This is a genomic window from Rhizobium esperanzae (assembly GCF_002204185.1).
GTDB lineage: Bacteria > Pseudomonadota > Alphaproteobacteria > Rhizobiales > Rhizobiaceae > Rhizobium > Rhizobium esperanzae.
The window spans coordinates 323,558-336,399 of the sequence record NZ_MXPU01000005.1 but is presented as its reverse complement, the minus strand read 5'-3'; the positions used below and the strand labels follow the sequence as shown (position 1 = coordinate 336,399).

Sequence of the window (12,842 nt, the reverse complement as noted above, 5' to 3'; positions counted from 1 at the left end):
AAAATCAGGACTTCGTCGGCCGATCCGTCTCGCGAACCGCCTCGTCGTGATACCAGCAGCTGTCGAGAGCGGCGTCGCAGACATCAGCAGCCTCGCGCTCCATCAGCCTGGCGCGTTCGAATCGGTTTGCAGCCCGCGTCGGCTTGACGGGAAACTGGTAGATCGTCGCGGATTCACGATGGAAACCGGTGGGCATGAGATCGCCTCCATTCCGTTCGGTGCATCGATAACAGGACTGCGACCATAGCATGATGCACATACTTTATGCAAATTGCACAAAATATATGCATGAGGTAACTATGATTGATCCATATGCTGGCTACGACTGAAGCTTCCGCCTATTTGTTCAACACTTCACCATTTCGAACTAACGCCCAAATTTTCATCCGGTTCCGAGGCAAGAAACCTCTTTATCCTCCTGATGAATCAGCCTTCGATCGTTCAAACGGGCTTCTTTCGAGAAAGGGAAAAGTGCGGATCGACCAGCCGATTTAAGATTTTTCTTTTGTCGGCAATCAAACTGGCACGCTACGTGCTTCGATAGGTGCATCCCCTGGCGGTCGGATGCGTTTGCGCGCCCAGATCGTCTCCGGGTTTGCTCACCTTCGTCGCATTGAGAGAGTCACGATGACAAAATATAAGCTCGAGTATATTTGGCTCGATGGGTACACCCCGGTACCGAACCTGCGTGGCAAGACGCAGATCAAGGAATTCGACGCATTCCCAACGCTGGAACAGCTTCCGCTCTGGGGCTTCGACGGCTCGTCGACCATGCAGGCCGAAGGCCGCAGCTCCGATTGCGTACTGAAGCCCGTCGCCATCTATCCCGACCCGGCCCGCACCAACGGCGTGCTCGTCATGTGCGAAGTCATGATGCCCGATGGCGTCACGCCGCACCCGAGCAACGCCCGCGCCACCATCCTCGACGACGAAGATGCCTGGTTCGGCTTCGAGCAGGAATATTTCTTCTACCAGAACGGTCGTCCGCTCGGCTTCCCCGAGCAGGGTTATCCGGCTCCGCAGGGCCCCTACTACACCGGCGTCGGCTATTCTAATGTCGGCGACGTCGCCCGCGAAATCGTCGAAGAGCATCTCGATCTTTGCCTCGCTGCCGGCATCAACCACGAGGGCATCAACGCCGAAGTGGCCAAGGGCCAGTGGGAATTCCAGATTTTCGGCAAGGGCTCCAAGAAGGCCGCCGACCAGATCTGGATGGCACGCTATCTGCTGCAGCGTCTGACCGAAAAATACGGCATCGATATCGAATATCACTGCAAGCCGCTCGGCGACACCGACTGGAACGGCTCGGGCATGCATTGCAACTTCTCGACCAAGTACATGCGCGAAGTCGGCGGCAAGGCCTACTTCGAAGCGCTGATGGCGCAGTTCGAAAAGAACCTCATGGACCACATCAACGTCTACGGTCCTGACAACGATAAGCGCCTGACCGGCAAACACGAAACCGCTCCGTGGAACAAGTTCTCCTACGGCGTTGCTGACCGCGGCGCTTCGATCCGCGTGCCGCACTCCTTCATCAAGAACGACTACAAGGGCTATCTGGAAGATCGCCGCCCGAACTCGCAGGGCTGCCCCTATCAGATCGCTTCGCAGGTTCTGAAGACGATCTCGGAAGTTCCGCTCGCCGGTTCGGCTTCCGCTGCCGCCTAACCTCCCAAACGGCGCCGGTCCCCGACCGGCGCCGTCATTCTTTCTGCCTGGAAACGGCGATCAGCCTCTGACATATTCGCGGCGATCGAGCCGCTAAAAGCCTGAAAACACTGGCAAGCGGCTGTAATATTTCCATCATGGTCATGCCTCAAAATAGGAGAGCGGGAATCGCCGTTCCGGAACCCCGCTCTGGGGTCGAGCGTTGACAGATCACTGCAACGCGGATGGAAATCGCGACATGCTGCAACGTCCGGCAAATACTTACAGCGGCGAGAGCTGGGCCAATGCCGCAGCCGCCGGAAACCTGCCGGAAACGCTGGTGATCGTTACCGACGCCTGGTATCCGCAGGTCAACGGGGTCGTCCGCTCGATCGAGAACACCAATCGCGAATTGGCGAAAATGGGTGTCGAGGTTGCGATGGTGACCCCGGAGCGTTTCCGCAGCATCCCCTGCCCGACCTATCCGGAAATCCGGCTGTCGATTGCCAATTACCGACGTGTCGCGCGAGAGATCGAAAAGCACAATCCGACCTATGTGCATATCGCCACTGAAGGTCCGCTGGGATTGACCGCCCGCCGCTGGTGCCTGCGCAGGCGCATGCCTTTCTCCACCAGCTATCACACACGCTTTCCGGAATATGTTTCCGCCCGCCTGCCGATCCCGGAGAGCTGGCTCTATGCCTTCGTGCGTTGGTTCCACAATGGCGGCGCCGGCTGCATGGTCGCGACGCCAAGTCTTGCCCGTGAATTGTCCGCAAGAGGCATCAAGAACCTGATGCCCTGGACCCGCGGCATCGACGCCACACAGTTCCATCCGATGCCGCTTGAGCCGGAGCCCCTTGGCCTGCCTCGCCCGATTTTCATGACCGTCGGCCGCGTGGCGCTGGAAAAGAACCTGCCTGCCTTTCTCGATCTCGAGCTGCCGGGCTCCAAGGTCGTCGTCGGCGATGGCCCGGCGCGCGCCGAACTGGAGCAGCGTTATCCGAACGTCCATTTCACCGGCGTCAAATTCGGCGAGAATCTGGCGAAAATCTACGCCCAGGCCGATGTCTTCGTCTTCCCCTCGCTCACCGACACCTTCGGCAACACCATTCTCGAAGCCTTGGCATCGGGCGTTCCGGTCGCCGCCTACCCCGTCACCGGCCCGCTCGATATCATCGGCGAGGACAGCGAGGTCGGCGCACTCGACGCCGACCTGCAGGCCGCCTGCCTGGCCGCTCTCGCCGCCTCGCGCACCAAGGCGCGTGAGCTTGCCATGCAATATTCCTGGGAAGCGGCAACGCAGCAATTCATCAACAATATTCGCGCTGCCAATGGCGTCATCACGCCCAAGTGGAAAAAGGCTTGGCAATTCGCTAAGTCGCTTCCAAGAAGCAGAAAGCCCGGCGAAACCGCCGGGCCTCTCCCATCCTCGGATTGACGCAATTCCAGCAAAACTGTGAGCGGGTTTGCATCCGGAATTGCGCGAATAGAGAGTTCCAATCGACTTACTTGTGCAAGACGTTGTGCAGCGTGTCGGTTGCAACCGTGATTGCGCTACGCACGGCTGGCGTTTCGGTAATCGCATTCAGCAGCACGAAGTCGTGGATCGTGCCGTTGTAGCGGATCGAGGTGACTTTGACGCCGGCCTGGCTGAGCTTACGGCCGTAGGCCTCGCCTTCATCGCGCAGAACGTCATTTTCATCGGTGATGATGAGAGCCGGCGGCAAACCGTTGAGCTGCTCCAGCGATGCCTGCAGCGGCGAAGCCGTCGGTTCCTTGCGCTTCGCCTCATCAGGCAGATAGGCGTTCCAAAACCACTTCATCGCTTCCTTTGTCAGCCAAGGGCCGTTGGCGAACTGGTTGTAGGAACCATTGTCGAAATTGGCGTCGGTGACAGGGTAGAACAGCACCTGTTGGTCGATATCTGGGCCGCCGCGCTCCTTGGCAAGCAGCGTCACCACCGCCGCCATGTTCCCGCCGACGCTGTCACCTGCGACCGCGAGCCTACTGGCGTCGACGTTGAATTCCTTGGCATGCTCGGCGACATATTTGGTCGCGGCATAGGCCTGCTCGATAGCCACGGGATAGCGGGCCTCCGGCGAGCGTTCGTAATCGACGAAGACAACGGCGGCATCAGCGCCGTTGGCGATCTCTCGCACCAGCCGGTCATGCGTGTCGGCATCGCCGAGCACCCAGCCGCCGCCGTGGAAATAGAGAATAACCGGCAGCGTGCCCTTGGCATGCTCAGGGCGGACAATCCGTAGTTTGATGCTGCCGGTCGGGCCTGATTTGATGACCTTGTCTTCCTCCTTGACTGCCGGCTTCTTGACACCGCCCTTCTGCGCACCCGCCAGCACATTGCGGGCATCGGCAGGTGACAGCGTGTAGATCGGCTTGCCGCCGGCCAAGCTATCGATGAACTTCTGCGTTGTCGGCTCGAGCACCGGGTCGGCGAGCGCGCCGACGGCGGAAGCTGCCAGGAGTGCTGCTGCGGAAACTGCGGTCTTGATGGTCGACATTGTCTTGTCCTCTCGTTTCGGTGCCCGTCCCGGACACGGCTTTTATATCGCGCACGATTGTTTATTGAACAACAGAAATTTCACCATGCCTGCCATGCAAAAAAATTGCTTTCAATTATTTATCGCACGATATAAATTCGCTCATTTCCGGAGTGCCCCATGCTGGATCAGCTGAAGCTCGACAATTTCATCTGCTTCGCCGTCTATACGGCAAGCCACGCGCTGAACCGCGTCTACAAGCCGCTTCTCGACGAACTCGGCCTCACCTATCCGCAATATTTGGCCATGGTTGCGCTGTGGGAGCAGGACGCCCAGACCGTCGGCGGCCTCGGCGAAAGGCTGTTCCTGGAATCGAGCACGCTGACCCCTCTGCTCAAGCGCCTGGAAATCGCCGGCTATATCAGGCGCGAACGCAGCACCGAGGACGAACGCGTTGTCGTCATACGTCTGAGTGCAGCGGGCATTCGCCTGAAGGAAAAAGCGATCGGCATTCCCGGCTGCATCGTGGAAGCGAGCGGCCGCGATGCGACGGATCTCACTCGGCTGCGGGCTGAGATCGTCGCGCTGCGCGAGGCGCTGAATGGAAGCGTGGCTTAGGTTCAGACGATCGTGATAGGTCGTGCCTGTGGCACCCTCCTCTGCCCAGCTGGGCCCCCCAGAGATCGGCTGGGCGCGATGGGTTCTCGAACAACGAGCGTCACAGTCCGACGAAACTGTAGATAGGCGCGAAGTTTGGGCCATTTGTCCATCCCCCCTGTGGGGGTCCGAGGGACCGGTCGAGACCCGTGGCTCGACGCCGGGACGGGCTGGGCACAGGGGTGTCCCAGGCACAACGCAAAACGGACCTTCCTCAAGACGCCAACAGGCGCCCTACGTCCGCTTCTTCTTCGACTCGTACGGATTGTCAGGCGAGCGGAAATGGATGCGGATCGGAACGCTCGGCATGTCGAAATCCGCACGCAACCCATTGATCAGGTAGCGCGTATAGGATTCCGGCAGGGCGTCGGAGCGGGTGCAGGAGATCATGAAGGCCGGCGGGCGGGCCTTGACCTGCGTCATGTATTTCAGCTTGATGCGGCGGCCGGAAACGGCCGGTGGCGGATGCTGGATCTGCTGCGTCTCCAGCCAGCGGTTGAGCCGCGCCGTCGAAATACGCTTGTTCCAGACCCTGTCGGTATCGATGATCGACTGCATCAGCTTGTCGAGGCCCCAGCCGGTCTGGCCGGAGATCGGCACGGCGCGGATGCCGCGCGCCTGCGGCAGCAGCCGGTCAGTCTTTTCGCGCAGATCCGCAAGCACCGCCTGGCGGTCTTCGATCATGTCCCACTTGTTGAAGGCAAGCACGGCTGCACGCCCCTCGCGCAGCACAAGGTCGACGATCTGCAGGTCCTGCTTCTCGAAGGGAATCGTCGCATCGAAAACGATGACGACGGTTTCGGCGAAGCGGATGGCCCGCAGCGCATCCGCCACCGAAAGCTTCTCCAGCTTCTCGGTCACTCGCGCCTTGCGGCGCATGCCGGCCGTGTCGAACATCTTGATGGTACGGCCACGCCAGTCCCATTCCACCGAAATGGAATCGCGGGTAATGCCTGCCTCCGGGCCCGTCAGCAGCCGATCCTCGCCCAGGAAGCGGTTGATCAGCGTCGATTTGCCTGCATTCGGCCGGCCAACGATCGCCACCCGGAGCGGTTTGGTCTCGTCGTAGGCCGGCTCTTCGTCCTCGTCCTCACCCTCATCGGCCGAATGGGGAATATCGACGTCCGTGACGGCAACATCCTCCTTGGCATAGGCCCGGTCCTTGCCGATCGCCTCGACGATCGCATCCCGCAGGTCGAGCATGCCCTGCCCGTGCTCGGCCGAAATCGGCGTCGGCTCGCCCAATCCCAACGTATAGGCGTCGTAAAAGCCGCTGTCGGAGCCGCGCGCCTCGGATTTGTTGGCGACGAGCACCACCGGCTTACCGCGCCGGCGTAACATCTCGGCCAGAGCGGTATCGACGGGCGTCAGCCCATTCTTGGCGTCGACGACGAAAAGCGAAAGATCGGCCTCGTCGATCGCCGCTTCGGTCTGAGCGCGCATCCGGCCCTGCAGGCTTTCCTCGTCGGCTTCCTCCAGACCGGCCGTGTCGATAATCGTAAAGGTCAGTCCCATCAGCCGCGCATCACCCGGCCGGCGGTCACGGGTGACCCCTGGTGTATCGTCGACGAGCGCAAGCTTCTTGCCCACCAGGCGGTTGAAAAGCGTCGACTTGCCGACATTCGGACGACCGACGATGGCGACCGTGAAACTCATTCTTTTTCCTTAAACTCAGCCCTGCGCGGCGGGCGCCTTGCCGGATGCGGTAATGAGATCAAGCATCATCTGCGCGCGATTGGCAACAGGACGCGGGCTGCCCGCGTCGTCGACAATCGATTGGAACCATTGCCGCGCTTGCGCCATGTTGTCGGCCTTGTAGGCCGCCAGACCGAGTGCTTCGCGCGCCGAATGGCGGAAAGCGTTACTCGGCACGGCCATTTCTTCGATCGCGGCCGAAACCTGCTCATAAGAGCCGTTCTCGATCAGCAGCCAGCCCGCGCGCATTTTGGCGACATCACGCACGGCAGCCGGAACGCTGTTGTCTTTGCCGATCTCGTTGAAGGCGGCGATCGCAGCAGCAGCATCGCCCTTCTGCGCCTGGACGGTCGCCGCCCGCATGCGCGCCAGCACCGGATAGGCGCCATGGCCTTCCTTCTCCAGCTTTTCAAGCGCGGCCAGCGCCTCGTCGTTCTTGTTCTCGTCGGCAAGCTTCATCGCCGCCAGAAACTGGTCGCCGGCGCCGGAGGAGCGGGTATCGTCCCAATATTCGTAGAGAACCTTGCCGGCGGTGCCGAGAACGATCAGAATGGCGACGACAATGATATAGCGGCCGAACCGGCGCCAAACGCCCTTCATCTGGTCTGACCGCAATTCCTCATTGACTTCACGGATGAAGCTGTCGTCGTTGAATGCCATTCTCGTCTCCGGCCGCGGAATACCTATAGCATGTGCATGACACGCACATTTCCGGCCTTCTACCCCATTTTGCCGCCGTTGTAAGGGGGATGTGAAAGATTCGTCACATGGCGAGCGGCGAAACGCCGATCAGCCATTCGTGCAGCTTCCAGATGATCAGCGCCCAGAGGACGATGCCAATAACGGCGGCATAGACGTCGTACTTGGCCGAGACGAAGGGCCGGAGCGTGATTTCCCCCGCCCGCTCGCGGCGCTTGAGCGAAATGCGCACGATCACGCCCCAGGCAAGGAACGCCGCAAACAGCAGCACCGACGACGTCTCGCCATTGGCAAGCAGATGCGCCAGCGCCCAGATCTTCACCGACAGCACCATCGGATGTTTCGTCTTGGTCGCAATATGCCCCGCCGGCAGCAGCGAGGCGACGAGACAGATCATCGCGATCAGCATCAGCGTGATTGCGATATGCGCCGTCCAGACCGGCGGATTGTAGAGCATGCCGGTCACCTGCCGGGCCTGCCCGAAACCATAGATCAACAGGATCAGCGTGAGGATGCTCGCAACCGAATACCCGGCCCGCCAGCCATTCTCGCCGAGGCGCGCGATCATCGAGCGGCGCAGATCCGGAGCCACCACCCGCACCAGATGCACCCCGAGAAAAAGTATGATGCCGACGATAAGCAGTGCCATTGCGATCCCTTCCGTGCAGTTTGACATGACTTAGCGGTTGGCGGGAAAAAATGCCAGTTGTGACCGCAGCTTCGCCGCAATTCTATCGGAGGGAAACCGCGAACAAATTGTCGCGGTGCCCATGTCTCGTCCTCTCCTCGCCACCTGTCTGCTTGCCTCCCTCGTTCTTCCCGCGGCGGCAGAGGCGGCCGACCGGCCGAAGCAGCTTGTCATTATCTCCTTCGACGGCGCCCACGATAATGCGCTCTGGCTGAAAAGCCGCGAGATGGCCGCCAGGAACGGCGCCCACTTCACCTATTTCCTTTCCTGTACGTTTCTGATGAACGATGCGGCGAAGAAGGCCTATCAGGCGCCGCACCAGAAACGCGGAAAATCCAATGTCGGCTTTGCCCAGAGCGAAAACGAAATCCGCGAGCGTCTCGGCAATATCTGGCATGCCCATCTCGAAGGCCACGACATATCGAGCCATGCCTGCGGTCATTTCGACGGGCGCCTCTGGAGCGAGGCCGACTGGTCGGCCGAATACGCGACCTTTCATACGACGCTGAAAAACGCCTGGAAGAGCGTCGGCCTCGATGAACCCGCCGGCTGGCAGGATCTGGTCGATCACGGCATCAAGGGCTTTCGCGCTCCCTATCTCTCGGCGACGGCGGGCGCCGACATGATCGCCGCCGAGAAGAAGGCGGGCTTCACCTATGATGCAAGCCTTGTCACCAAGGGGCCGGCCATGCCTGTCGAAGAAGACGGCATCCTCCGCTTCGGCCTTCCCCTGATCCCAGAGGGTCCGAACGAAAAGCCGATCATCGGCATGGACTACAATCTCTTCGTCCGCCATTCCAAGGGTGAGGAGGACAGCGCGGATTCGAAGGCATTCGAAAACCGCGCCTACGCCGCCTTCTCCCAGGCTTTCGACCGCCAATATAACGGCGACCGCATCCCCCTCCAGCTCGGCTTCCATTTCGTGGAAATGAACGGCGGCGCCTACTGGCGCGCGCTCGACCGCCTGGTTAGCGACGTCTGCCACCGGGCGGATGTCGCCTGTGTCAGCTATTCCGAAGCCATACCGATGATCAAGGCGCGTGGGAAATTGGAGCAGACCTCAGGGCTCTGACGAACGCTTTTGAGAACGAGGGGCGGTGCCGTGTGGCCCCCTCATCCGCCCTGACGGGCTCTCCCCTCTGGGGAGAAGAGGGAATCGCAAAGTCGACGAAAATTCTCTCAAGCGATGGATAAGGCGAGGCATTGCCACGGGTCTCTTCTCCCCTCGGGGAGAAGGTGGCGGCAGCCGGATGAGGGGGCCGCACGGCACCACCTCGCCCGCCAAATCCTACCCATCAACCATCCGCATGCACGACACCCGCCTCGCGCTCCAGATAGTGCCGATCGATGGCAGGCAGCGGCTCGTCGTCGATGGCTGCCTCGAAGGCCTTGAGGCGCTTGTGGATGGACAGCAGCTCGATGATCGTCGTCCAGGAATTGACCAGATACTGGAACGAGTTGCTGACTTGGCCGAAGGCGGTCGAGATCTGCTGAAAGATACCGTAGGTGATCGTCCCGGCCACGATCGTCGGCACCAGCATGAAGATCACGAAAAGCGCGTCCGCCTGAATGTAGAAATAGCGGGCGACATTGAAATACATGTAGTGGAAATACATGCGGAAATAGTTCCGCCGAACGTTGTTGAAAAGCTCCCTGACCGTCAGCGGTTGCGCCCGCTCCGCATGGTCCTCACCGTAGACGAGTTCCTTGCGATAGGCGGCTTCTACGCGCTGATTGCGGAAGTTCAGGCCCGGCAGCTTGATACCGGCGACCGCCAGGAGCAGCGTGCCGAATGCCGACCAGAAGAGCGCCAGCCAGAAGAGCGAATTCGCCAGCGGTCCGATGACCGGCAGCTCGGTCACATAATGTGATAGTGCCAGAAGGATCGGAAGGAACACCACGAGCGTCATCACCGAATTGATGAGGCTGATGCCAAGACCTTCGAGCGTGCTCGAAAAACGCATCGTGTCTTCCTGCACGCGCTGCGAAGCGCCTTCGATGTGCCGCAGCTTTTCCCACTTCGACATATAGAAATCGTTCATCGCGGCGCGCCAGCGGAAGATGTAGTGGCTGGTGAAGAAGTCAGTCATGATCGACACGAACATGCTGAGGAACGCGATCTGACAGAAGACCCACATCAGGTTATAGAAATTGTCTACTGAAATGCCCGGCTGCTTCGACAGGGCATTCTGCAGAAGGTCGCCGAACGGGCGGCGCCAATTGTTGATCACGACCGTGATCTGCACGCCGAAATAGGTCACGAAAATGATGAGCGCCGAACCCCAGATCGACCACAGCTTCCACGGATGGTGCAGCGCCCTCAGATGCCATACGCCGCAGAAGATGATCGCCGATAGAAAGAAATAGCTGTAGAACCAGATATTCTCGGGCAGCAAGAAGAAGGAAAGATCGATCGGCTGCTGCTCTTCCGGAACTGGCGCAAAGCCGAGCGACGCGCCGAGACCGGCTGCGAAGAAATACCAGCCCAATATTGAAATTAGCGTCCAGACGACAAGCGAAACGAAGAAAGGTTTCGGCTGGGGAAAGAAGGAATGAAACACGGGGGGCTTTGCTTTCCTGAACTGTGAGTCTCGGGAGTGTCGGAACACTGATTGTGCCGGAAACTACGGCAGTTCGAAGGAAGCAGCAATGGGTTTGGCCGATTGTTACGCAGATGTAACCGGTTAGGCGACTTTCCTGATGACGGGCATTACGAGCGCCGCGCAGACAAGAAGTGCTGCGGCAGCGATCACCGTCGGCAGGGTAAAGCTGCCCGAGCGTTCGGCAATCCAGCCGGCAACAATCGGCCCGACGATCTGGCCGACGCCGAAGGCGGCTGTCATCATCGCCAGGATCCGCCGCGGGCTCTTGGGCGAAAGCTTGCGGCCGATCTGCAGTCCGTAGGCTGTGATCGCAAGGAACGTCGCTCCGAATAACGCACCGCCGATCAGCGGCGCGACCGAGGGCGGCAGCGCTACGGTGGCGAGCACACCGGCCGCCTCGATGAAGAGCGCCGCGACATAGACGCCGCCGAGCCCGAGCGGCCTGACCAACGGCTTCCAGGCAAACAGCGCCACCGCCGCCGTCACACCGGCAATGAACCAGCAGAGAAATTCGACGAAAGCCCCCGTCGCCGCCATGCGTGCGATGGTGACGAGGAAGGTCGCCGTGATAACGTAGCCGAAGCCGAACAGGCCGTAGGAGAGCGTGACAAGCACCATCGGCCGGCTCCAGTTGAGCGCCGGTTCCTTGCCCGTCTGCAGCGATTGCGCCGGCGCCACGGGCAAGAGCCACCAGACAATGGCGAGACTTGCCGCGCAATAGAGCGCCCCGCCGATCCAATCGGCGCGCCAGCCGCCCGGCTCGTCGTGAAAGCCAAGACCGATCAGCAGCACCATGACCGACGAAAGCGCGATGCCCGCACCCGGCCCCCCGAAATGCGCCGCCTGCACATGGTCATTGCCGGCAGCAGTCCCGTGGCTGAGCACGATCGACGAGGTGAAAACCATTGCGAAGGCGCTGGCAAGGCCGGCCAGGAACCGGATGACCGCAAAGATCGCGACGGAATCGGTGGCCGCCATGGCGGCGAGCAGGATCGCGTTGGCAAGCAGTGCCAAGAGCGCCACCAGCCGTTCGCGCCCCGCCGCCCAGCCATAGGCCGCCAGCACGGCGCCGACGAGATAACCGACGAAATTGGCCGAAGCGATAAAGCCGGCATCCGCCGCAGAAAGCGGCACACCGCTCATCATGCCAGGCAGGATCGGCGTGTAAGAGAAACGCCCGAAGCCCATGGCCGCCGCCATGGCGACGGCGCCGGCAGCGGCGGTAGAGACGAGATTCGGCGGGGAGCGAGGGGGGCGGGAAAGCATGCACCGCTTATCGCGCCGCAGCACGATCGCCACAAACGAGTATTTCTGATCGATCGATCAATTCTGCGAAAGTCGACGGATGAGGTGAGCGCTCCGAGTTCGATGATGCAAGGAGCGGCGCTGCGGCGTGCTTCGAGGCTTCGTTCTATGGGCCGCGCACCTCAACATGAGGGGCTTTGGAGGATGCCGCGCTAGGCGCCCCGCAGAGGCCTCGAAGGACGAGCGGGTGCGCTGACGATGAAACCCTACCCCCGCCCATCCGGCAAAGTCAGAATCACCGGTCCGTTCCGCGTCGCAACCACCGTGTGCTCAAATTGCACGGTCGGCGCCTTCGGATCGGCATAGAGCGTCCACGCATCGTCGCCGCCTTCGGCCCAGGTCGCGCCGAGCGAAAGAAACGGCTCGACGGTGAAGACGAGGCCATCCGTCATCACGCGTTTTTCCGAAGGGTCCGGCCAGGTCGAGAGCTCGGCCGGCTCCTCGTGCAGCGAGCGGCCGACGCCGTGGCTCGCCAGATTGGCGACCAGCGTGTAGCGGTTCTTCTGCGCGAAAGCGCCGACGGCGGTGCCGATCTTTGCCAGCGGCTCGCCCGCTTTCACCTGATTAAGGCCCACCCAGAGCGCCCGCTTGCCGTCGCGGCAGAGGCGTTCGATCTTCGGCTTGACCGGCGGCATCGCAAAGGAAGCGCCGGTATCGGCGAAGAAGCCATCCTTTTCCGCCGAGACGTCGATATTGATCAGGTCTCCGGCCTGGATGACACGCGCGCCTGGAATGCCGTGGGCGATTTCTTCGTTGACGCTGATGCAGGTGGCGCCGGGAAACTGGTAGCAGAACTCCGGCGCCGAGCGCGCGCCGGAATCCTCGAGCACCTTGCGGCCGATCCGGTCGAGCTCGAGCGTCGTCATGCCGGGCTCCATCGCCGCCGCCATCACCTGTATGGCGTTGGCGCAGATCCGGCCGATCTCCTTGAGCTTTGTCAGTTCATCGTCGTTTGCGATTACCATTCGTCTCTTCCCGCCTTGCGCGGGACGGCCGCAGCCGTCTTGGAGCACGCGTCCGGGAGGACGCGCTGAGGAGTTGCACTAA

The 12,842-nt window shown here is 61.0% G+C and carries 12 protein-coding genes; 4 read left to right on the top strand and 8 right to left on the bottom strand.

What is annotated here, in order from left to right; translation table 11 throughout:
* Positions 1–4: 4 nt before the first annotated feature.
* Complete coding sequence (gene gstI, locus B5E41_RS10005) at positions 5–196, bottom strand: glutamine synthetase translation inhibitor GstI (RefSeq protein WP_064804193.1); 192 nt, start codon at positions 194–196, stop codon at positions 5–7.
* 431 nt (positions 197–627) lie between these two features.
* Here gstI and B5E41_RS10000 point away from each other — a divergent pair, with 431 nt between their 5' ends.
* On the top strand, positions 628–1,668 hold the full coding sequence (locus tag B5E41_RS10000; RefSeq protein ID WP_011426340.1) for a glutamine synthetase beta-grasp domain-containing protein: 1,041 nt from the start codon (positions 628–630) through the stop codon (positions 1,666–1,668).
* 238 nt (positions 1,669–1,906) lie between these two features.
* Positions 1,907–3,088 carry a glycosyltransferase family 4 protein gene (locus B5E41_RS09995; protein ID WP_088393174.1) on the top strand — a complete coding sequence of 394 codons (1,182 nt, stop codon included), beginning with the start codon at positions 1,907–1,909 and terminating at the stop codon, positions 3,086–3,088.
* A gap of 67 nt (positions 3,089–3,155) precedes the next feature.
* On the opposite strand, the gene B5E41_RS09990 is transcribed toward B5E41_RS09995, so the two are convergent.
* Entirely contained in the window at positions 3,156–4,169 is a 1,014-nt protein-coding gene (locus B5E41_RS09990) for an alpha/beta hydrolase (protein WP_088393172.1), read from the bottom strand.
* 159 nt (positions 4,170–4,328) lie between these two features.
* Between B5E41_RS09990 and B5E41_RS09980 the strand changes: the two genes are divergently transcribed.
* Positions 4,329–4,766 (top strand): MarR family winged helix-turn-helix transcriptional regulator, encoded by a 438-nt coding sequence (locus B5E41_RS09980; RefSeq protein ID WP_088393168.1) that lies wholly within the window; start codon positions 4,329–4,331, stop codon positions 4,764–4,766.
* Positions 4,767–5,039: 273 nt separating this feature from the next.
* Here B5E41_RS09980 and der read toward each other — a convergent pair whose 3' ends face one another.
* From der to B5E41_RS09965, 3 genes are all read right to left on the bottom strand, one after another.
* Positions 5,040–6,461, bottom strand: a complete 1,422-nt coding sequence (gene der, locus B5E41_RS09975; protein ID WP_088393166.1) for a ribosome biogenesis GTPase Der — start codon at positions 6,459–6,461, stop codon at positions 5,040–5,042.
* Between the two features lie 15 nt (positions 6,462–6,476).
* A complete protein-coding gene (locus tag B5E41_RS09970; protein WP_064811019.1) occupies positions 6,477–7,160 on the bottom strand; it encodes a tetratricopeptide repeat protein in 684 nt (227 codons plus the stop codon).
* Positions 7,161–7,263: 103 nt separating this feature from the next.
* Positions 7,264–7,848: an NnrU family protein gene (locus B5E41_RS09965; RefSeq protein ID WP_085860178.1), complete on the bottom strand. Its 585-nt coding sequence runs from the start codon at positions 7,846–7,848 to the stop codon at positions 7,264–7,266.
* Positions 7,849–7,969: 121 nt separating this feature from the next.
* Here B5E41_RS09965 and B5E41_RS09960 point away from each other — a divergent pair, with 121 nt between their 5' ends.
* Positions 7,970–8,959: a polysaccharide deacetylase family protein gene (locus tag B5E41_RS09960; protein WP_088393164.1), complete on the top strand. Its 990-nt coding sequence runs from the start codon at positions 7,970–7,972 to the stop codon at positions 8,957–8,959.
* 223 nt (positions 8,960–9,182) lie between these two features.
* On the opposite strand, the gene sbmA is transcribed toward B5E41_RS09960, so the two are convergent.
* The 3 genes from sbmA to map all read right to left on the bottom strand — a co-directional run bounded on the left by sbmA (position 9,183) and on the right by map (position 12,760).
* Positions 9,183–10,448, bottom strand: a complete 1,266-nt coding sequence (gene sbmA, locus B5E41_RS09955) for a peptide antibiotic transporter SbmA (RefSeq protein ID WP_088393162.1) — start codon at positions 10,446–10,448, stop codon at positions 9,183–9,185.
* Positions 10,449–10,571: 123 nt separating this feature from the next.
* A complete protein-coding gene (locus tag B5E41_RS09950; RefSeq protein ID WP_170965847.1) occupies positions 10,572–11,756 on the bottom strand; it encodes a YbfB/YjiJ family MFS transporter in 1,185 nt (394 codons plus the stop codon).
* Between the two features lie 245 nt (positions 11,757–12,001).
* Entirely contained in the window at positions 12,002–12,760 is a 759-nt protein-coding gene (gene map, locus B5E41_RS09945) for a type I methionyl aminopeptidase (protein WP_088393160.1), read from the bottom strand.
* Between the last annotated feature and the right edge of the window lie 82 nt (positions 12,761–12,842).